This is a genomic window from Bradyrhizobium sp. HKCCYLRH3073 (assembly GCF_051167995.1).
Classification (GTDB): Bacteria; Pseudomonadota; Alphaproteobacteria; order Rhizobiales; family Xanthobacteraceae; genus Bradyrhizobium.
This window is the reverse complement of record NZ_JBNPUD010000015.1, coordinates 105,987-125,641: the sequence shown is the minus strand read 5'-3', so window position 1 is coordinate 125,641 and position 19,655 is coordinate 105,987. Positions and strand designations below refer to the sequence as shown.

The window sequence follows — 19,655 nt, the reverse complement described above, 5'->3', positions numbered from 1 at the left end:
ATGATGACCTTGCGACAGGTCGAGGTCATTCGCGCGGTCATGGTGACGGGCACCATCAACGGCGCCGCGCGCCTGCTGAAGGTGTCGGCGCCGGGTGTAAGCCGTCTGGTGAAATACACCGAGCGCTCGCTCGGCATCCGCTTCTTCCAGCGCCAGAACGGCCGCTACTTTCCGACGCCCGAGGCGCAGAACATCTTCGAGCAGATCAACAGCGTCTACGAGAAGGTCGACGATCTCAGCTACATCATCTCCAACATCGGCCGCGGCGCGCTGTCGGAACTGCGCGTCGGCTCGGTGCCCAGCATCTCCCAGGTGATGGTGCCGCGCGCGATCGAGCGCGTCCGCCGCCGCTATCCTGATTTGGGCATCGACATCAACATCCTCAAGATCGAGGAGGCGATCGACTATCTGATGCTGGGCAAGGGCGAGTGCGTGGCGATGAGCTATCGCCTCGATCATTCCGGGCTCGAATTCCTTCCTCTCGCCTCAGGCGAACTGTTCTGCATCGTCCCGCCAGGCCACGAGCTCGCCGGCCGCAAGCAGGTCTCCGCCGCGGAGATGACTCGCTATCCGTTGATCGGCATCGATCCCAATGACCCTTACGGCCGGATCATGGCCGAGATCTTCGCGCGCAACAAACTCAGCTACAACATCTCGATCAAGGCGCGCTTCGGCACCACGGTCTGCGCGCTGGTGAAGGCGGGGCTCGGCATCGCGGTGATTGACCAGTTCACGGTCGCGCATGGCGGCTATCCTGGCATCGAGCTGCTGAAGATCGCCGAGCCGACGCGGTTCGACACCTACATCGCGGTCAAGCGCGGCACGCCGCTGTCGCTTTACGCGGAGCACTTCATCGACTGCCTGCGTGCCGAGATGCGCGCACTGGAGCCGGGCCGGCGGCAGGTTGCGAGGCCGGGGAAGGCGGCGCTCGTCAAAAAATAACATGATGTTAGGTTCAGCGGATATTTGGGTAATTGTGTTAGCTGGCGGACGCGCTATCGTCCGCGACGCCATTCATCGCTCGTGCGGCGATCGCGCGAGCGGCAGCAGAGACTGAAGCCAACGTGCCCGATCTTTCCGCGCTCAAAGCCCGCAAATTCCTGACCGGCCTGATCGGTGCGCCGATCGCGCATTCGGCCTCTCCTGCCATGCACGAACATGCCGCGGCGGCGCTCGGCGTGCGCTGCCACTACCAGCTCATCGAGGTGGCCGGCGCCGACCGGGCCGGTCTGTCCGCGCTGCTGGAAGGCGTGCGCCGGCTCGGCTTTGCCGGGGTCAACGTGACCTATCCTTACAAGGAAGCCGTGGTCGAGCTGCTCGACGAGCTCGCGCCGAGGGCGGCGGCGATGGGCGCGGTGAATACCGTCGTCGTTCGCGACGGCCGGCTGATCGGCCACAACACCGACACCACCGGGTTCGAGCGAGCCGTCGCGCCACTCATCAGCCAGACCGATCGCGGCGTCGTCGCGTTGGTCGGGGCCGGCGGGGTTGGCAAGGCGATCGCCTTCGCACTTGCAAACCTCGGAGTCGCCGGCCTGCGCATCTACGACACTGAGCGCACGCGCGCCGAGAAGCTGGCGAGGCTGCTGCCGGTCGGCAACACGGTGACGGTCGCGGACAGCGTCGAAGCGGCACTGCACGGCGCAGTTGGCGTCGTCAACGGCACGCCGATCGGGATGTTGCCGAACCGCGGTACGCCGGTGCCTGATCATTTGTTGCGCGCCGACCTCTGGGTCGCCGACGCGGTCTATTCGCCGCTCTGGACGCCGCTGCTGAAAGCCGCCAAAGCCAGGGGAGCCCGGGTCCTGCTCGGCCGCGAGCTCGCGATCTACCAGGCCGCGGACGCGTTCGAATTGTTCACCGGCCTGGCGCCCTCGACCGAGGCGATGGGGGCTGCGTTCGACAACCACATGGCGGAGAGATATCCGGCGGTTGACGCCGCCTGAGCCGACGGCCAATACGCGCCGGAACAAGTCGTTCAAGCAAGAAACGCAAACAAGCGTTTAAGTCAGAGGAGGAAACAACGTGAGATCGATCATCCTGGCTGGCCTGTGCTCAGCCACGCTGCTGTCCGGTGCCGCCTACGCGCAATCCGGCGCCCCCATCAAGATCGCCGATGTCGCCGAGCTCTCCGGCGGCGGCGCGACCGTCGGCAACAACTGGAAGAACGGCATCGACCTCGCCGTCGAGGAAATCAACGCCAAGGGCGGCATCCTCGGTCGCAAGATCGAGGTGAGCCACGCCGACTCGCAGTCGAACCCCGGCGTTGCGCGTGCGCAGGTGCAGAAGGCGCTCGATGGCGAGCCCTACGTGCTGCTCGGGCCGGGCTATTCCGGCTCGGTGAAGGTGACGGCGCCGCTGGCGGCCGAGGCCGGCATCACCCAGATCATGGGCGGCGAGGCGGCCGAGCTCACGCAGGCTGGCAACAAGTTCCTTTTCCGCACGTCGTTCGGCCAGCAGTCCTCGATGCCGAAGGTCGCCAAGTACATCAACGACGAGCTGAAGGCGAAGTCGGTCGCGGTGGTCTGGGTCAACAATGATTTCGGCCGTGGCGGCCGCGACGTCATCACCAAGGAGTTCAACCGTCTCGGCATCAAGGTCGCGGCCGACCTGTCGACCGAAGCCGGCCAGGCGGACTTCGCTGCCGACGTCAGCAAGATCAAGGCGGCGGCGCCGGACGCCGTTTTCATCTACGTCAACGAGGAAGAGAGCGCGCGCATCCTGAAGGAGATCAAGCGCCAGGGTGTGACTGTGCCGCTGATCGGCGAGACCACGCTGGTCGGCCAGAAGGTGATCGAGCTCGCCGGCGATGCCGCCAACGGCGCTCGCGGCCACGTCGGTCTCACCACCGACGCACCGATCGAGGCCATCAAGGCGTTCCGCGACCGCTTCGTGAAGAAGTACAGCTACGTGCCCGATCACAACGGCATCAAGGGCTATCTCGCGATCTACATGGTCAAGGCCACGACCGAGAAGATGGGCAAGGTCGACTCCAAGGCGTTCGCCGACACGCTGCACGGCCTGACCATCAAGACCTCGGCCGAACCGAACATCCTGATGGATGTGACCTTCGACCAGAACGGCGACATCGATCGCCAGGGCTTCCTGGTCGAGGTCGTGGAAGGCAAGCAGGTCGTGAAGCAGGTGTTGCCGAAGCTCAACTGAGGACAACGGTCGATCGGCGGCGCCGGTGTGGTGATGTCCGGCGCCGCCGTCACCCAAGGGCTCACGGGGAAACCATGTCCAATCTGCTCGACCTGATCGTGGCGGGACTCGCCACCGGCGCCATCTACGCGCTGGTCGCCGTCGGCTTCACCTTGCTGTGGCAGACCTCGCAGACCATCAACTTCGCCCAGGGCGAGTTCGTGATGCTGCCCGCCTTCCTGATGCTCGCGGTCATGCATCTCGGCGCGCCGTTCTGGCTCGCGGTGCTCGCCGGCGTGCTACTGTCGGCGCTGCTGCTCGGTCTCGCCTTCAAGATGCTGCTGGTCGATCCGATGCTGCGGCACGGCGTGCTGCCGCTGGCGATCGCCACCATGGCGCTGGCGATCGGGATCAAGGAGGCCGTGAAGCAGTTCTTCAGCGCCGAGGCCTCGCCGTTTCCGTCGATCGTTCCCGCGGGCGATATCAGCGTGCTTGGCCGTGTCATCTCGCTGCAGAGTCTCGGCGTGCTCGCCGTTGCAATCCTGGCCGTCGTCGGCCTGACCACGCTGCTCAATCGCACCTCGCTCGGCCACCAGATGCAGGCGGCGGCGCAGAATCCGACGGTGGCGCGCATCATCGGCGTTCCCGTCGAGCGCATGATCCTGCTGACCTTCCTGATCAATGCCGCGCTGGTCGCGCTGGCCTCGCTGCTGATCACGCCGATCTATCTTGCCAAATTCTCGAGCGGCGAAGTGCTCGGGCAGGCGGCGTTCATCGCCGCGATCGTCGGCGGCTTCAACCAGGTGCGCGGCGCGATCGCCGGCGGTCTCCTGATCGGCGTCGTCGACAACCTCGCCGCGGCCTACGTCTCCACCCAGTATCGCGCGGCTGTTCCGATGGTGCTGCTGATCCTTGTCATCCTGTTCCGGCCGCAGGGCCTGCTCGGACGAGCCGAGGAGCGCACGGTATGACCCGCAACGGCAGACTGCTCCTCGCCGCGCTGGCGATCGTCGTCATCGCCGGCCTGATAATCATCCCGATGAACTTCAACCGCTACGGCCTCTATATCCTCAGCCAGTGGGCGGTGATGACCATCGCGGCGATGGGGCTCAACCTCACGCTCGGCTATGCCGGGCAGGTGTCGCTTGCGCAGGGCGCTTTCGTCGGCATCGGCGCCTACGGGGCTGCCATCCTCACCACCCATGGCTGGCCGCTGATATCGGCGCTCGGGCTCGTCATCATCGTCTGCTTCATCGTCGGCTGGCTGTTGGGCTATCCGGCGCTGCGCGTGCAGCATCACTATCTCGCCTTCGTCACGCTCGCGTTTTCGACCCTGGCGTTCCTGGTGTTCCGCAACGAGAGCTGGCTCACCAACGGCATCTACGGCATCAGCAACATTCCGCGCCCCGGGATCTTCGGCTTCCCGACCCGCAAGCCGTTGCCGTTCTACTATCTCTGTCTCGGCTCGCTCGGCCTCGTGACGCTGGCGATGTGGTGGCTGATCCGCTCGCCCTGGGGCCGCGCCTTCATGGCGCTACGCGAAAATCCGATCAGGGCGCAATCGCTCGGCATCGACACCAGACGCTACACGCTGATGGCGTTCGCGATCGGCTCGGTGCTCGGCGGCATCGCCGGCGTGCTCTATGCGCCGCTGACGCAATATGTCGATCCCGTGCCGTTCAACCTGCAGCTCTCGCTCGATCTCCTGATGATGGTGATCGTCGGCGGTGCCGGCTTCATGCTCGGGCCGTTCCTCGGCGCCATGATCGCGGTGCTGCTGCCGGAGTGGCTGCGCTTCGCCGAGGGCTATTATCTGATGCTCTACGCGGCCGCCGTGATCGTGCTGCTGATCTATTCGCCGAGCGGCATTCTCGGCATCCTCGACCGCTATCTCAGCTCACGGCGCACCCAGGCCGCATCCGCATTGCGGGCGGCGGCTCAATCCAAGCTGGAGGCCGCGCGATGACCGCAGTCCTCGACGTTCGCGACGTCAAGAAGAGTTTTGGCGGCATCACCGCCGTCAACGGCGTCAGCTTCGACGTGCAGGAGGGCGAGATCCTCGGCCTGATCGGCCCCAACGGCTGTGGCAAGTCGACGCTGTTCAACTGCATTCTCGGCCAGCTCGTGCCGAGCGGGGGCGAGGTGAGGGTGGACGGCAAGCTCGTCACCGGCCAGCGTCCGTCCGAACTGAACCGCCTGGGCGTCAGCCGCACGTTTCAGCTCTTGCAGGTCTTCCCGAAGCTGTCGGTGCGCGACAACCTGATCCTCGCCGGCCAGGAGCATCGCGGCAGCATGCTGTCGCGCCTGTTTGGTCCGTCGGATGCAGGGCTCACCGAGACCGCCGATCAGATGATCGGCTTCTTCAAGCTGGAGCATCTCGCCAACGAGCCGGCCGGCGGCCTGTCCTACGGGCAGCAGAAGCTGCTCGATGCCGCGATGGCGTTCATGGGCGGTCCACGGCTGGTGCTGCTCGACGAGCCCGCCGGCGGCGTCAATCCGACCATGCTCGGCGATCTCAAGGACCGGCTGATCGCGATCAACCGCGAGCGCCGCGCCACCTTCGTCGTGATCGAGCACAACATGGAGTTCGTGATGTCGCTGTGCTCGCGCGTGATGGTGATGGCGGAGGGCAAGGTGCTGGCGATCGGCAAGCCCGACGAGATCAGGGCCAATCCGGCCGTGATCGAAGCCTATCTCGGACACTGACGGAGCCGACGATGAGCGATCCCATTCTCGACGTCCAGAACCTCGTCGGCGGCTACGGCAAGATGACGATCCTCAACGGCACGACGTTCTCGGTGCCGAAGGGATCGATCACCACCGTGATTGGCCCGAACGGCGCCGGCAAGTCGACCGTGTTCAAGGCGATCTTTGGTCTGTTGAAGCTGCGCGAGGGCAAGGTCGTGTTCAAGGGCCGCGACGTCACGGGCCTGAGCCAGCGCGCGCTGCTCGGTGCCGGGATCTGCTACATCCCGCAGGGCCGCAACATCTTCGGCGAGCTGTCGGTGCGTCACAATATCGAGCTCGGCGGCGTTGCCGCGCCGGCCAACATCGACCTTCCGTCTCGCGTCGAGGCGGCGCTCGACGTGTTTCCGGTGCTGCGCAAGAAGGCGGATCGGCAGGCCTCGACGCTGTCCGGCGGCGAGCAGAAGCAGCTCGAGATCGCGCGCGGGCTGCTGCTCGAGCCGCAGCTCGTGCTGATCGACGAGCCGTCGATCGGGCTGTCGCCGTTGATGGTGCAGCAGACCTTCGACATGCTGAAGCAATTGCGCGACCGCGGCGTCTCGGTGCTCCTGATCGAGCAGAATGCACGCTCGGCGCTGGAGATCTCGGACTACGGCATCGTGCTCGAGCTCGGTCGCACCCGCATCATCGACAAGGCCGATCGCGTGCTGGCCGATCCGCGCATCGGCCAGCTGTTCCTGGGCGGCGCGATGGAGGAGACGGCGGCATGAACCAGCGCTCGATCGCCACGGTCTCCATCTCTGGCGCGCTCGACGAGAAGCTCAAGGCGATCGCTGCCGCCGGCTTCGACACGGTCGAGATCTTCGAGAACGATCTGGTCGCGTTCGGGATGCGGCCGCGCGAGATCGGGCAGATGTGCCGCGACCTCGGCCTATCGATCTGCGCCTATCAGCCGTTCCGCGATTTCGAGGGCATGCCGGAGCCGCAGCGCGCGCGCAACTTCGTCCGTGCCGAGCGCAAATTCGACCTGATGCAGGAGCTCGGCACCGACCTGCTGCTGATCTGCAGCAGCGTGTCGCCGGCCGCGCTCGGCGGCATCGACCGCGCCGCCGCGGATTTCCAGGAGCTCGGCGAGCGCGCCGCGAGCCGCGGCTTGCGCATCGGCTACGAGGCGCTGGCCTGGGGGCGCCACGTGCATGACTATCGCGATGTCTGGGAGATCGTGCGCCGCGCCGATCACAAGGCGATCGGCGTCATCCTCGACAGTTTTCATGCGCTGGCGCCGGCGCTGCCGACCAATGCGATCCGCGCCATTCCCGCCGACAAGATCTTCCTGGTCCAGTTGGCCGACGCACCCAAGCTCGAACTGGACGTGCTGTCCTGGAGCCGGCACTTCCGCAGCTTTCCCGGGCAGGGCGACCTCCCGGTCGGCGAGTTCATGGAGGCGGTCGCCGCGACCGGCTATTCCGGGCCGCTGTCGCTGGAGATCTTCAACGATCAGTTCCGCGCCGGCTCGGCGCCACGCACGGCGCTCGACGGCATGCGTTCGCTGCTGCTGTTGCAGGATGACCTCGCCGGAAAAATGCCCGCGGCGTCGGCAGAGTCCCGCTTCGCGCCTCGCGTGAAGAGCCACGGCATCGGCTTTGTGGAATTCGCGGTCAGCGAGGACAAGGCGGAGTCGCTCGCCGCATTGTTCGGGCAGCTCGGCTTCCGCAAAACCGGGCGGCATCGCAGCAAGGCGGTGCAGCGCTGGTCGCAGGGCGCGATCGAGCTGGTGATCAATTGCGAGCCGGCGAGCTTCGCGCATTCGCACTATATCACGCACGGTCCCGGCGTTTGCGCGTTGGCGTTGGATGTCGACAGTGCGGACCGTGCCATGGCGCGGGCGCAGTCCTTGAAGACGCGCACCTTCACCCAGCCGGTCGGGCCGGGCGAGCTGGAGATCCCGGCGATCCATGGTGTCGGCGGCAGCCTGCTGTATTTCCTCGATACCCACGGCCGTCACTGGGATGTCGACTTCGAACCGGTCGCCAGCGACAAGACGACTGATCGGCTCTTGGCCGTCGATCACATCGCACAGTCGATGCCGCATGAGGAGATGCTGTCCTGGCTGTTGTTCTATGCCGGGATCATCGACTTCTCGCGCCTGCCGCAGATGGAGATCGCCGATCCCCGAGGCCTCGTGCAGAGCCAGGCGATCGTCAACGGCGATCGCAGCCTGCGCTTCATCCTCAACGGCTCGACGGCGACGCGCACGCTGTCGTCGCGTTTCATCTCCGAGTTCTTCGGCTCGGGCGTCCAGCACATCGCCTTCGCCTGCGACGACATCTTTGCAGCCGTGGCCGAAATGCGCGCCCGCGGCGCCGGCTTCCTCGACATTCCCGACAACTACTACGACGATCTCGAAGCGAAATACGATCTTGCGCCCGAGACCATCGCGGCCCTCCGCGCCAACGAGATCCTGTACGACCGCGACGGCGACGCGGAGTTCTTCCAGGTCTACACCCACATTTTCGAGGAGCGCTTCTTCTTCGAGATCGTGCAGCGCCGCAACTACCAGGGCTTCGGCGCCGCCAACGCCGCGATCCGGCTGGCGGCGCAGGCGCGCGAGGTGCGGCCGGACACGATGCCGCGGCTGTAGCTCAGGGCTCCGGCCGGATCCCAGGCAGACTGACGATTGCCGCCGCCAGGTCTTCGATCACCAGCCGGACGCGCGCGATGCCGGCGCGCTCTGGGACGATCAGCATGCTGAGCGGAACCGACGGCAGCCTGTAGTCGGGCAGGAGCACCGTCAGCCTGCCCTCGGTGATGAGATCGTCGACCAGCCAGGCATGGGCTGCGGCGATGCCGCGCCCGGCCAGCACGGCTTCGCGCACCGCGAGGCCGTGATTGGTTCGGAAGCGGCCGCTGAAAGGCACCTCGTGGCGCTGGCCGTCGGCGGACACCAGCGCCAGCACGTCGCTGCCGGCGACATTGGGCATACGGATGCCGTCATGGCCGAGCAGATCCTGCGGTACGCGCGGCGTGCCGCGTCCTGCCAGATAGCCCGGCGCCGCCACCAGCAGCCGGTGCGAATGGCCGAGTGCGCGCAGCTTCATCGAGCTGTCAGTGAGCGGCGCGAGACGGAGCGCGATGTCGACGCCCTCGCGCACCAGATCGATGCGCTCGTCGGTCAGATTGAGATCGATCGCGATGTCCGGATAGCGGTCCTGGAACGCGAACACCAGCCGGGTGATGTGCAGGATGCCGAACGCGGCCGTGCAGGAGATGCGGATCGTGCCGCTGGCGGCTCCACGCGTGCCGCGCGCCTCGTCGCCGGCCTGCTCGATCAGGCGCAGGATCTGGACGCAGTTGGCATAATAGAGGCTGCCCTCGGTGGTCAGGGTGACGCGCCGGGTGGTGCGGCTCAGCAGGGGAACGCCGATCGCGTCTTCAAGCTCCTGGAGATGACGCGAGATGGTGGACTGACCCAGCCCAAGCTCACGCGCGACGGCCGACAGGTTGCCCCGTTCGGCGACGCGAACGAAGCTGCGCATGTTGACGATGCTGACGTCCAACTTATCCATAATTCGGCATAATGTTATCGATAGCAGCCATATATTGGATGAACGAGGCCGGGTCTATCTCCTGGATTGTTCCAGCCAAGGGATCAAGCCATGAATGTGCTGCTCGTCTTCGCCCACCCCGAACCCCGCTCGCTGAACGGCGCCCTGCGCGACGCCGCTGTCGCCGAGCTTCGGTCGCAAGGTCATCAGGTCAGGGTCTCGGATCTCTATGCGATGGGCTGGAAGGCGGCCGCCGACCGCGCCGACTTTCCGCAACTGCCGCCCGATGTGCGCCTCAACGTCGCCACGGCCTCCGGCGAGGCGTTCAAGACGCACTCGCTCACCGACGACGTCAGGGCGGAGCAGGAGAAGCTCCTATGGGCCGACGCGGTGATCCTGCAGTTTCCGCTGTGGTGGTTCACGATGCCGGCGATCCTCAAGGGCTGGGTCGACCGGGTCTATTCCTACGGCTTCACCTACGGCGTCGGCGAGCACAGCGACAAGCGCTGGGGCAACCGCTATGGCGAGGGCGTGTTCGCCGGCAAGCGCGCGATGCTCGTGGTGACCACCGGCGGCTGGCAGGAGCACTATTCGGAGCGCGGCATCAACGGGCCGATCGACGACCTCCTGTTTCCCATCAACCACGGCATCCTGTTCTATCCCGGCTTCGACGTACTGCCGGCCTTCGTGGCGCACCGGGTGAACCGGCTCGATGAGGCGGGCTTCGCGGACATCGCCGCGCGGCTCCGCGCGCGGATGCGGACGCTGTTCACGGATCAGCCGATCCCGTACCGGCGGCAGAACCACGGCGATTACCTGATCCCGTCGATGCAGCTGCGTCCCGAACTCGGGCATGCCGACGCGCGCGGCTTCGCGCTGCATGTCGACGCTGTGCGATGACGTTGCCGCGGCGCGGGCTCAGCCCGCGCCCATCGCGACCGCGATGTGGTAGGTCGCGAACGCCGCCGCATAGGCGAGCGCGAACATGTAGAAGAAGGTCACGGCCATCCAGCGCCAGCTGCCGGTTTCGCGGCGGATGACGGCGAGCGTCGAGGCGCATTGCGGGGCGAAGATGTACCAGGCGAGCAGCGCCAGCGCCGTGGCGAGGCTCCATTTGCTCGCCAGCACCTGGCCGATCTGCTCGGCCGCCTCCTTGCCGCCCTCGATCGCATAGACGGTGCCGAGCGCGGCGACCGCGACCTCGCGGGCGGCCATGCCGGGCACCAGCGCGACCGCGATCTGCCAGTTGAAGCCGACCGGCGTGAGCAGGGGAGCGATCGCCTGGCCGATCATCGCCGCGAGGCTGTAATTGATCGCAGGCTCGGTGGCGCCCTCCGGCGGCTGCGGGAACGAGGCCAGGAACCAGATCAGCACCATCATCGCGAAGATCGTGGTGCCGGCGCGCTGCAGGAACATCTTGGCGCGGGTGTAGACGCCGATCGCGATGCTGCGCAACCGCGGCATCTTGTAGTCCGGCAGCTCCAGCATGAACGGTGCCGGCTGGTAGTCGCGCATCAGGAAGAACTTCACCAGGAACGACACCAGCAGCGCGCTGATGATCCCGGCGGCGTAGAGCCCGAACATCACCAGTCCCTGCAGGTTGACCAGGCCCCAGACCTTGGTCGGCGGGATGAAGGCCGAGATGATCAGCGTATAGACCGGAATCCGCGCCGAGCAGGTCATCAGCGGCGCGATCAGGATGGTGGTGAGCCGATCGCGGCGGTTGTCGATCACGCGCGTTGCCATGATGCCGGGAATGGCGCAGGCAAAGCTCGAGAGCAGCGGGATGAATGCGCGGCCATGCAAGCCGGCGCCGCCCATGATGCGGTCCATCAGGAACGCCGCGCGCGCCATGTAGCCGAAATCTTCCAGGAGCAGGATGAACAGGAAGATGATGATGATCTGCGGCAGGAAGACGATGACGCTGCCGACGCCGGAGATCACGCCGTTCTGCAGGAAGCTCTGCAGCAGGCCCTCGGGAAGCTCGTCGTGAACGAGCTGGCCGAGCGCATCGAAGGCCGCCGACAGCACCTGCATCAGCGGCTGCGCCCAGGCGAACACCGCCTGGAACATCACGAACAGGATCGCCAGCAGGATGAGCAGCCCGCCGACCGGATGCAGCGCGACCGAATCGATCCGGGCGGTCCAGGTGTCCGGCCGCTCGGGCAGGCTGACCGTCTCCGCGATGATACGGTCGGCCTCGCGCTGAGTGGCGCGCAGCTCCGGGACCGTGAGCGGACGCCAGGTGTTGGCGCGCTCTCCGGTGGTCTCGGCCGCCTGGGCCAGGAGCTCGTCGGTCAGCCGCAGCAGGTCGTCGGTGCCGCCCTTGCGCACGGCGATCGACGTCACCACCGGCACGCCCAGCGCCTGCGACAGTGCGGGAACGTCGACCGTCACGCCACGCCGCTTGGCGATGTCGAACATGTTGAGCACGAGCGCCAGCGGCCGGCCGGTGCTCTTGAGCTCGAGCAGCAGCCGGACCGTCAACCTGAGGTTGGTCGAGTCGGCAACGCACAACACCAGGTCGGGCAGGACCTCGCCGGTGGCGCGTCCCAGCACGAAATCCCGGGTGATTTCCTCGTCGGGGCTGCGGCCGCGCAGCGAATAGGTGCCGGGCAGGTCGACCAGCGAGACCTGGCGGCCCTGCGGGGTGACGAAGCCGCCCTCTTTGCGCTCGACCGTGACCCCGGGATAATTCGCGACCTTCTGGCGGCTTCCCGTCAGCGCGTTGAACAGCGAGGTCTTGCCGCTGTTGGGCGTACCCACCAGGGCCAGATGCAGCAGAGGGCTTTCCATGACGACGCTTTCCGCGCGGCCTATGCCACGATGACGGCCATGGCCTCGCGCCGGCGGACCGCGACGGTGATGTTGTCGACACGGACGGCGATCGGGTCTCGCCCGACGATCCCCTCATGCAGGATTTCGACCCGGGCGCCCTCGACGAAGCCCAGTTCGATCAGCCGGCTCTCCAGCTCAACGTCCGGCAACGACGACGCCGCGCCGCCAGCGGCCAGATGCTGGATCGTTCCGGTATAGCCCCTTCGGGCCAGACCGAGCGGCTGAGGCGGCCGTGTATCGCAGATTTCGCTCATAGCCTGTATTTTCAATCGCGTGCCAAGAGGTCAAGCGCGGCATGTTAAATGCCGCGGCATCTTAGAGCGATTTTAAACAGACCGGGCGGGCCGCCGTCTGATCTGCCTCAAGGAGCGGCAGCGGCGGCCGTGTGCCGGGTGTCCACCGCCGCCTTCGGCTCGATGCCTGAAGACGCTGCGGCGCGGCTCTTGAAGTGGTCGAGCACGAACAGCCGGATCGCCGACGACAGGTTGCCCTGCTGGCGATTGTTGTCGATCTCCCCGACCAGTTCGGACAGGGTCATGTTACGGAGACCCGAAATCTCCTTCATGCCGTTCCAGAAGGCCTCTTCGAGGCTGACGCTGGTCTTGTGACCTGCGACCACGATAGAACGTTTTACGACGGGCGACTTCATCACGCGTCCTCGCCATTGATACGATGTTGATCGAGTAATTCGTTCGCGCGCTTGTCGCGTTGGGCGTCAGTTGCGCGTTCGGACTTCGTCCTGCCGAAGCGAGCGCGGTTGCCTTCGGCGACCTTTGCTGCCTGATCGCGCTCCACGCGCTTTCTGAAACGCTTCAAGTTGATGATGTCACCCATGCTTGCTCCAATCATCTAAGGCATCGAACATCACGACGAGAGCATGCGCATTGCGCGGATGAGCTCAGGCGTTCTCCAGACAATCACGTCATCGCTCCCTGATAGTTCGATGGCCATTCGCGTCGTTGCGAGCTGGATTTGTTTACTCACCAAACGCAGCAGAACTTGTAGTCGAGAGTATCCTTTAGGGGTTAACAGCGAGAATTGCATCACCCCCCGTAGTACTACGGGACTACCGCTACGCTCGCCCCGGCCTCGTCATCCTCTCGGGTTGAACGAGGCGGTCGAATTCCTCTTCGGAGACGAGACCGAGCCGCAAAGCCTCCTGTTTCAGCGTGGTGCCGCGCTGATGCGCTGATTTCGCGACTTTGGCGGCGTTGTCGTAGCCGATCTTCGGCGCAAGCGCCGTCACCAGCATCAGCGAGCGCTCCATCAGCTCGCGAATGCGAGCAGTGTCGGCCTGGATTCCGGTCACGCAATGTTCGCTGAATGAACGTGCTGAATCACCTAGTAATTGTATGGACTGCATCATGCAATGTGAGAGCAATGGTTTGTAGACGTTCAGTTCGAAATGACCCTGGCTGCCGGCCATGGTGATCGCCGTGTGATTGCCGAACACCTGGCAGCACACCATCGTGAGCGCTTCGCATTGCGTCGGGTTCACCTTGCCCGGCATGATCGAGGAGCCCGGCTCGTTCTCCGGCAGGATCAGTTCTCCCAATCCGGAGCGGGGGCCTGATCCGAGGAAGCGGATGTCGTTGGCGATCTTGAACAGGCCGGTGGCCGCCGCATTGAGCGCGCCATGGGCGTAAACATAGGCGTCGTTGGACGCAAGCGCCTCGAATTTGTTGGCGGCACTGGTGAAGGGCAGGCCGGTGGCGTCGGCAACATGCTTGGCGAACAGCTTCGCGAACTTCGGATCCGCGTTCAGGCCAGTGCCCACGGCGGTGCCGCCCTGCGCCAGCGGCAGGAGATCCCGCGCCGCGATCTCGATTCGTGCGATCGCGTTCTCGACCTGCGTGGCGTAGCCGGAGAACTCCTGGCCGAGCGTGAGCGGCGTGGCGTCCTGGGTGTGGGTGCGGCCGATCTTGACGATGTCCGCGAACGCGTCCTGCTTGGCACGCAGCGCCGCCAGCAGCTCCGACAGCGCCGGCACCAGATGGCCCGCGATCGCGCGCGCCGCGGCGATGTGCATCGCGGTGGGGAACGAGTCGTTGGACGATTGGCTCATGTTGACGTGGTCGTTCGGATGAACGGGCCTCTTGGTGCCGCGCTCGCCCCCCAGCAGCTCGCTGGCGCGATTGGCGATCACCTCGTTGAGGTTCATGTTGCTCTGGGTGCCCGAGCCGGTCTGCCAGACGACCAGCGGGAAATGGTCGTCGAGCTTGCCGTCGATGACCTCCTGCGCCGCCTGGACGATGGCGTCCGCCATGCGTGGCTCGAGCAGGCCGAGCTCGCGGTTGGCCTGGGCCGCGGCCAACTTCACCAGCGCGAGCGCGCGCACGATGCCGATCGGCATGCGGTCGTGGCCGATGCGGAAATTCTGCCGGCTGCGCTCGGTCTGCGCGCCCCAATAGCGGTCGGCGGCGACCTCGATCGGGCCGAAGCTGTCGGTCTCCGTGCGCGTCGATCCGTGCGATGATGAATCAGCTGAATGTGCCATGAAGCATGCCCATGATTGATGGTGAACCGGCGTCGACCGGTTCAAGCATGCTTCAATCTAGTGGTCCAACCGCCGTTCCGCGCGCGGCGAATGGGCCTATTTCTTGCGGAAACGGTCCAGGCGCACGACCTCGGCGCCTTCCCCCGGCGAGGTCGGCGGGAGCGGCTTGTCGTCGCTGGTCTCGGCCGGCGTCGCAGGCAGCGGCCCGGCGATGGCCGATGGCGTCGGTGCGGCCGGCAGCTTCGGCGCGGCCGGCGTCTCGGCAATCGCCTCCGACGGCTCGAACTGCAGTCCGAATTGCACGGACGGATCGAAGAAGCTCTTGATCGCGTGGAACGGCACCACGAGGCGCTCAGGGATGCCGCCGAACGACAGGCCAACCTCGAACCGGTCCTCCGAAACCACCAGATCCCAGAACTGGTGTTGCAGGATGATCGTCATCTCCTCCGGATATTGCGCGAGCAGCCGCGGCGACAGCTTGACGCCCTCGGCCTTGGAGATGAACGTGATGAAGAAATGGTGCTCGCCCGGGAGCCCGTGGGCGGCAGCGTCGGTCAGCACCCGGCGCAGCACCCCGCGCAACGCGTCGCGCGCCAGCACATCGTATCGAATATGATCCGTCGCCATGATCGGTCCTGTGTCGTGAGGGCTGCGCCCGACGTGTCGAGCCGCCGCGCCCGGCAGGCAGCAGCATTCCCGACTCGCGTCAGTCACATCGTACCCGGCATCGGCGCCGAGGTCAGCAGCCATGCCGGTCGATCGCCAGATATGGGAACGGGTAGAAGCTGGCGGAAGTCCGGTCAACGGCGGAATGAACGGGTGCCGCGCCAAAAAACTGGGGACGGCACAGCCCGTGGAAGGAAACCGGTTAACGTGGAGGCAGGTGAAAGTGGAGGCTTCTGTTGCCAGGTGCCTCCGAACCCCGCCTAACGGAGCTTAACCCGTTAGGACTTTAAGGTGGTCTTTCAAACTGCGTTACGCAGCCTGAGCAACCGGAGCAAAGTTGTCGTTGGCAACTATTGCAGTAGCCCGATAACGGCGGAACAATACCGGGAAAAAGCTCGCCCTTTACGCCCTCGTCGATCCTATTTCGCCCCCGCCAAAACCCATCTGTCGGTGGGTTTTGGTGGAGGCGCCGGGTACCGCCCCCGGGTCCGAATGGTTTATTTCGACGGCGATTTATTTCCATAGCCGGCAAGCCGGCCTCCCCTATATAGGCCGCCGGCCGGCGGATGCACAGGGCCGAAACGCCGCGGCGCGCGACAAAAATGTGGGCGGCTGCCGGGAACCTCTGGTTCGACCTTGGCAGCCTGGTTTTCGTCCTCCTACAGTGCGGCATGCCTCCCGAAGTTGCGCAGGTTGCCTCTCCCGCGACCGACATCGCCAGACACCCGCCCAGCCTCCGCACGCTCTTCTTCGCATTCGCGAAAATGTCGTTGTCGGGCTTCGGCGGCGTGCTGGTGTTCGCGCGGCGTGCGATCGTCGATGAGCATCGCTGGATGACGGCGGAGGAGTTCAACGCGACCTTCGCGCTCTGTCATTTCCTGCCCGGACCGAACATCGTGAATTTCTCCGTGGTGTTCGGCGCGCGATTGCGCGGTGTCGCGGGCGGAATCGCTGCGTTTGCCGGCCTGCTCGGACCCCCGATGCTGCTGATCACCTCTCTCGGCGCCATTTACGGTCATTTTGGACAAGCCGACACGTGGCGACGGGCGCTTGCAGGCGTGTCCTGCGTGGCCGTTGGCCTGCTGGCGTCGGTGGTGTTTCGCATGATCTCGCCGCTCCTCAAGAAAAGCGACGTGGCGGGCGTTGTCGTCGTCGCTGGCGTGTTCGTGGCGATCGGGCTGGCGCGCCTGCCGCTTCAGGAGGTTCTGCTGGTGGCCGTGCCGCTCAGCCTTGCCGTCACCTATGCCAAGACGCGGTGGGCACGATGAGCGGGGACGACAATCCGTTGTTCCAGCTGTTCTGGACCTTTGCGTTGATCTCGCTGTTTGCGGTTGGCGGCGCCGTGGCGGCGATTCCCGAACTGCAACGTGTTGCAGTCGAGGCCCGCCACTGGATGACGGACAAACAGTTCGCCGACCTGTTCGCACTGTCGCAATTGTCGCCCGGGCCCAACGTTCTGATCGTCACGCTGATCGGCTATTCGGTCGCAGGCGTGGCAGGTGCGGCGGTCGCGACGATCGCGATGTGCGGTCCCACCGCCGTGCTCTCCTATTTCGTCAGCCGCTGGCTCTCGAATGCGCGGGATGCGCGCTGGCCCGCCATGCTGCAGGCGGCGCTGGTGCCGCTGTCGATCGGCTTGATGGCGGCGAGCGCATGGATTCTCGGTCAGGCTTCCGACCAGACGTGGCGGGCGTTCGCGCTGACGGTCCTTGCCGCACTCGTTGCATCTATGACGCGACTCAATCCGCTCTGGCTGCTCGCCGCAGGCGGCTGCCTTGGTTTCGCTGGCCTTCTCTAGGGAAAGCCGCTAGCAAAACAGAAGCGCGACCGGTTTGCTCCGGGCCGCCGAACGAAAACAGTGCCGGCCATCAAGGCCGATCGGGGAGGGCGAGGCATGGCCGAGACCACGGGCCAATTGTCGGGCGAAACGGCGGGCATGCCGGCCGCCCGCAGCGTGACCGCCGCATCGATCATTCTGGTCCTTGCCTTCGCGCCACAGATCATCGAGCTGCTGATTGCCTTGGCCGGTCTTGTCGGTCCACTATCCGGACGCGGTCCGCTACAGGTCATTGCGGCCCATGCGTCGGCCTTGTCGATGGCGATCCCGAGCCTGGCGCAGCAATATGCCGCAAGCGGCAAGACCTCGCTGTCTTCCGATGTTCTGCTGGCTCTCATCTACACCTATCCGCTGATCGCGGTCGCAGTGTTCACATTCATGGTCCGTCCGCGCGCGGCGCAGGACTATTTCGGCGGCGTCGTGCTGATGGCGATCGCGCTGTTCGCGTTGTGGGCCTCCAGCGATCTGCAGGGCATGCGCGGCTTCTCGTTCGGTGCCGGAACTGCGCCGCGGATGTTCGGTCTGCTGCTGCTAGGGCTCGGAGCCGCCGTGGCCGTGATCGGCGTCGTGAGTGAAGGCGCGCAGCTTGCGACCTATCACTGGCGCGGACCGCTGTTCGTCTCGCTCGCGATCCTGACCTTCGCCGTCTCCATTCGCCCGCTCGGACTCTTGATCACGGGGCTTGCAAGCTTCCTGATCGCGGCGATCGGCAGCCCGGAGACGCGCTGGCGCGAGGCCCTGATCGTCGGCATCTGCCTGACCGGCGGCTGCGCGCTGCTGTTCCCCTACGTGCTGGGGTTGCCGATGCCGCTGTTGCCGCGTTTCCTTTTGCAGTGAGGGCGTGATGGATCTGTTTGCAAATCTCGCCCACGGTTTCGTCGTCGCGTTGTCGCCAATCAATCTGCTGATGTGCCTGATCGGCGCGCTGGTCGGCACGCTGGTCGGGGTTCTCCCGGGCATCGGGACCATCGCCACGGTGGCGATGTTGCTGCCGATCACCTTCGGCCTGCCGCCGGTCGGCGCGCTGATCATGCTGGCCGGTATCTATTACGGCGCGCAGTATGGCGGCTCGACCACGTCGATCCTGGTCAACATTCCCGGCGAGGCGACGTCGGTGGTGACCGCGCTCGACGGCTTCCAGATGGCGAAGCAGGGCCGTGCCGGTCCGGCGCTGGCGATCGCCGCGATCGGCTCGTTCTTCGCCGGCTGCGTTGCCACCGTGCTGATTGCGATCCTCGGCGCGCCGTTGACCAAGCTCGCGCTGGCGTTCGGCCCGGCCGAGTATTTCTCGCTGATGGTGCTGGGCCTGATCTTCGCGGTCGTGCTTGCGAAGGGCTCGGTGCTGAAGGCGATCGCGATGATCGTGCTCGGCCTGCTGCTGTCGATGGTCGGCTCGGACATCGAGACCGGTGTTTCGCGCATGGCCTTCAACATTCCCGAACTCGCCGACGGCCTCGGCTTCGCCACCGTCGCGATGGGCGTGTTCGGCTTCGCCGAGATCATCCGCAATCTCGATGCCGGCGCGGAGATGGACCGCGACCTCGTGCAGAAGAAGATCACCGGCCTGATGCCGACCAGGAAGGATCTGAAAGACTCCACGCCGGCGATCCTGCGCGGCACGCTGCTCGGTTCGATCCTCGGCATCCTGCCGGGCGGAGGTGCGGTGATCGCCTCGTTCGCGGCCTATACGCTGGAGAAGAAACTCGCGCGAGATCCGTCGCGGTTCGGTCGCGGTGCGATCGAGGGCGTCGCGGCGCCGGAGAGCGCCAACAACGCGGCGGCGCAGACCTCCTTCATTCCGCTGCTGACGCTCGGCATTCCGCCGAATGCGGTGATGGCGCTGATGGTCGGCGCGATGACCATCCACGGCATCGTGCCGGGCCCCCAGGTGATGCAGAAGCAGCCTGATCTGGTCTGGGGCATGATCGCCTCGATGTGGATCGGCAATCTCATGCTGATCATCATCAACCTGCCGCTGGTCGGCATCTGGGTGCGGCTCTTGCGCGTGCCATACCGGCTGATGTTCCCGTCAATCGTGATCTTCTGCGCGATCGGCATCTATTCGGTGAACAACGCGCCGGTCGACGTGGTCCTGGCGGGCGCGTTCGGCCTCGTCGGCTACTGGCTGATCAAGCATGATTTCGAGCCGGCGCCGCTGCTGCTCGGCATGGTGCTGGGCCCGCTGATGGAGGAGAACCTGCGCCGGGCGCTGCTGATCTCGCGCGGCGACTGGTCGGTGTTCCTGACGCGGCCGCTGTCGGCCGTGCTGCTCGCGATCGCGGCGGGGCTGCTCGTGCTGGCGGTGCTGCCGACGCTGCGCCGCAAGCGCGATGAGGTCTTCGTGGAAAGCGAAGGCTGACCAGCGTCGGCGGACCGGACGCCGGAGGCGCTCGGGACCCTGGTCAAAGGCGAGATCGTCAAATGGTCCGCGGTCCTCAAGCCG

20 protein-coding genes and 1 other RNA gene are annotated in these 19,655 nt (G+C 65.6%); 13 read left to right on the top strand and 8 right to left on the bottom strand.

What is annotated here, in order from left to right:
• From ACQR1X_RS27825 to ACQR1X_RS27790, 8 genes are all read left to right on the top strand, one after another.
• Positions 1-942 carry a LysR family transcriptional regulator gene (locus ACQR1X_RS27825; protein ID WP_316183616.1) on the top strand — a complete coding sequence of 314 codons (942 nt, stop codon included), beginning with the start codon at positions 1-3 and terminating at the stop codon, positions 940-942.
• Between the two features lie 122 nt (positions 943-1,064).
• Positions 1,065-1,946 (top strand): shikimate dehydrogenase, encoded by an 882-nt coding sequence (locus tag ACQR1X_RS27820; RefSeq protein WP_434886322.1) that lies wholly within the window; start codon positions 1,065-1,067, stop codon positions 1,944-1,946.
• A gap of 79 nt (positions 1,947-2,025) precedes the next feature.
• Positions 2,026-3,165, top strand: coding sequence for an ABC transporter substrate-binding protein (locus tag ACQR1X_RS27815; RefSeq protein ID WP_434900027.1), 1,140 nt, complete (start codon positions 2,026-2,028; stop codon positions 3,163-3,165).
• A gap of 74 nt (positions 3,166-3,239) precedes the next feature.
• The gene (locus ACQR1X_RS27810) at positions 3,240-4,115 is read left to right on the top strand and encodes a branched-chain amino acid ABC transporter permease (protein WP_434900026.1); all 876 of its coding nucleotides are present in this window, start codon (positions 3,240-3,242) and stop codon (positions 4,113-4,115) included.
• Positions 4,112-5,110 carry a branched-chain amino acid ABC transporter permease gene (locus ACQR1X_RS27805; RefSeq protein WP_434900025.1) on the top strand — a complete coding sequence of 333 codons (999 nt, stop codon included), beginning with the start codon at positions 4,112-4,114 and terminating at the stop codon, positions 5,108-5,110. The genes ACQR1X_RS27810 and ACQR1X_RS27805 overlap by 4 nt, the downstream gene beginning before the upstream one ends.
• On the top strand, positions 5,107-5,850 hold the full coding sequence (locus ACQR1X_RS27800; RefSeq protein ID WP_315805538.1) for an ABC transporter ATP-binding protein: 744 nt from the start codon (positions 5,107-5,109) through the stop codon (positions 5,848-5,850). Before ACQR1X_RS27805 ends, ACQR1X_RS27800 begins: the two co-directional genes overlap by 4 nt.
• Before the next feature lie 11 nt (positions 5,851-5,861).
• Positions 5,862-6,599 carry an ABC transporter ATP-binding protein gene (locus tag ACQR1X_RS27795; protein ID WP_434845802.1) on the top strand — a complete coding sequence of 246 codons (738 nt, stop codon included), beginning with the start codon at positions 5,862-5,864 and terminating at the stop codon, positions 6,597-6,599.
• Positions 6,596-8,470 (top strand): bifunctional sugar phosphate isomerase/epimerase/4-hydroxyphenylpyruvate dioxygenase family protein, encoded by a 1,875-nt coding sequence (locus ACQR1X_RS27790; RefSeq protein ID WP_434894398.1) that lies wholly within the window; start codon positions 6,596-6,598, stop codon positions 8,468-8,470. The genes ACQR1X_RS27795 and ACQR1X_RS27790 overlap by 4 nt, the downstream gene beginning before the upstream one ends.
• A gap of 1 nt (position 8,471) precedes the next feature.
• Here ACQR1X_RS27790 and ACQR1X_RS27785 read toward each other — a convergent pair whose 3' ends face one another.
• Positions 8,472-9,395: a LysR family transcriptional regulator gene (locus tag ACQR1X_RS27785; RefSeq protein WP_316183608.1), complete on the bottom strand. Its 924-nt coding sequence runs from the start codon at positions 9,393-9,395 to the stop codon at positions 8,472-8,474.
• A 90-nt stretch (positions 9,396-9,485) separates the two neighbouring features.
• Here ACQR1X_RS27785 and ACQR1X_RS27780 point away from each other — a divergent pair, with 90 nt between their 5' ends.
• A complete protein-coding gene (locus tag ACQR1X_RS27780; RefSeq protein ID WP_316239615.1) occupies positions 9,486-10,274 on the top strand; it encodes an NAD(P)H-dependent oxidoreductase in 789 nt (262 codons plus the stop codon).
• Positions 10,275-10,292: 18 nt separating this feature from the next.
• Here ACQR1X_RS27780 and feoB read toward each other — a convergent pair whose 3' ends face one another.
• From feoB to ssrA, 7 genes are all read right to left on the bottom strand, one after another.
• Positions 10,293-12,170, bottom strand: a complete 1,878-nt coding sequence (feoB, locus tag ACQR1X_RS27775; protein WP_316239616.1) for a ferrous iron transport protein B — start codon at positions 12,168-12,170, stop codon at positions 10,293-10,295.
• A gap of 20 nt (positions 12,171-12,190) precedes the next feature.
• Positions 12,191-12,466: a FeoA family protein gene (locus ACQR1X_RS27770; RefSeq protein WP_315805544.1), complete on the bottom strand. Its 276-nt coding sequence runs from the start codon at positions 12,464-12,466 to the stop codon at positions 12,191-12,193.
• Positions 12,467-12,573: 107 nt separating this feature from the next.
• Positions 12,574-12,861 carry a ribbon-helix-helix domain-containing protein gene (locus ACQR1X_RS27765; RefSeq protein ID WP_434845805.1) on the bottom strand — a complete coding sequence of 96 codons (288 nt, stop codon included), beginning with the start codon at positions 12,859-12,861 and terminating at the stop codon, positions 12,574-12,576.
• Positions 12,861-13,046 carry a DUF4169 family protein gene (locus ACQR1X_RS27760; protein ID WP_315805546.1) on the bottom strand — a complete coding sequence of 62 codons (186 nt, stop codon included), beginning with the start codon at positions 13,044-13,046 and terminating at the stop codon, positions 12,861-12,863. The genes ACQR1X_RS27765 and ACQR1X_RS27760 overlap by 1 nt, the downstream gene beginning before the upstream one ends.
• 238 nt (positions 13,047-13,284) lie before the next feature.
• The gene (fumC, locus tag ACQR1X_RS27755) at positions 13,285-14,709 is read right to left on the bottom strand and encodes a class II fumarate hydratase (protein ID WP_434900024.1); all 1,425 of its coding nucleotides are present in this window, start codon (positions 14,707-14,709) and stop codon (positions 13,285-13,287) included.
• 96 nt (positions 14,710-14,805) lie between these two features.
• On the bottom strand, positions 14,806-15,336 hold the full coding sequence (locus ACQR1X_RS27750; RefSeq protein WP_315805548.1) for an SspB family protein: 531 nt from the start codon (positions 15,334-15,336) through the stop codon (positions 14,806-14,808).
• Between the two features lie 261 nt (positions 15,337-15,597).
• Positions 15,598-15,952: a transfer-messenger RNA gene (gene ssrA, locus ACQR1X_RS27745) on the bottom strand.
• A 94-nt stretch (positions 15,953-16,046) separates the two neighbouring features.
• Between ssrA and ACQR1X_RS27740 the strand changes: the two genes are divergently transcribed.
• The 4 genes from ACQR1X_RS27740 to ACQR1X_RS27725 all read left to right on the top strand — a co-directional run bounded on the left by ACQR1X_RS27740 (position 16,047) and on the right by ACQR1X_RS27725 (position 19,571).
• Positions 16,047-16,643: a chromate transporter gene (locus ACQR1X_RS27740; protein WP_434894624.1), complete on the top strand. Its 597-nt coding sequence runs from the start codon at positions 16,047-16,049 to the stop codon at positions 16,641-16,643.
• Positions 16,640-17,173, top strand: a complete 534-nt coding sequence (locus tag ACQR1X_RS27735) for a chromate transporter (RefSeq protein WP_315805596.1) — start codon at positions 16,640-16,642, stop codon at positions 17,171-17,173. Before ACQR1X_RS27740 ends, ACQR1X_RS27735 begins: the two co-directional genes overlap by 4 nt.
• Positions 17,174-17,269: 96 nt before the next feature.
• Complete coding sequence (locus tag ACQR1X_RS27730) at positions 17,270-18,049, top strand: tripartite tricarboxylate transporter TctB family protein (protein ID WP_315805549.1); 780 nt, start codon at positions 17,270-17,272, stop codon at positions 18,047-18,049.
• A 7-nt stretch (positions 18,050-18,056) separates the two neighbouring features.
• Positions 18,057-19,571: a tripartite tricarboxylate transporter permease gene (locus ACQR1X_RS27725; RefSeq protein WP_315805550.1), complete on the top strand. Its 1,515-nt coding sequence runs from the start codon at positions 18,057-18,059 to the stop codon at positions 19,569-19,571.
• Positions 19,572-19,655 lie beyond the last annotated feature (84 nt).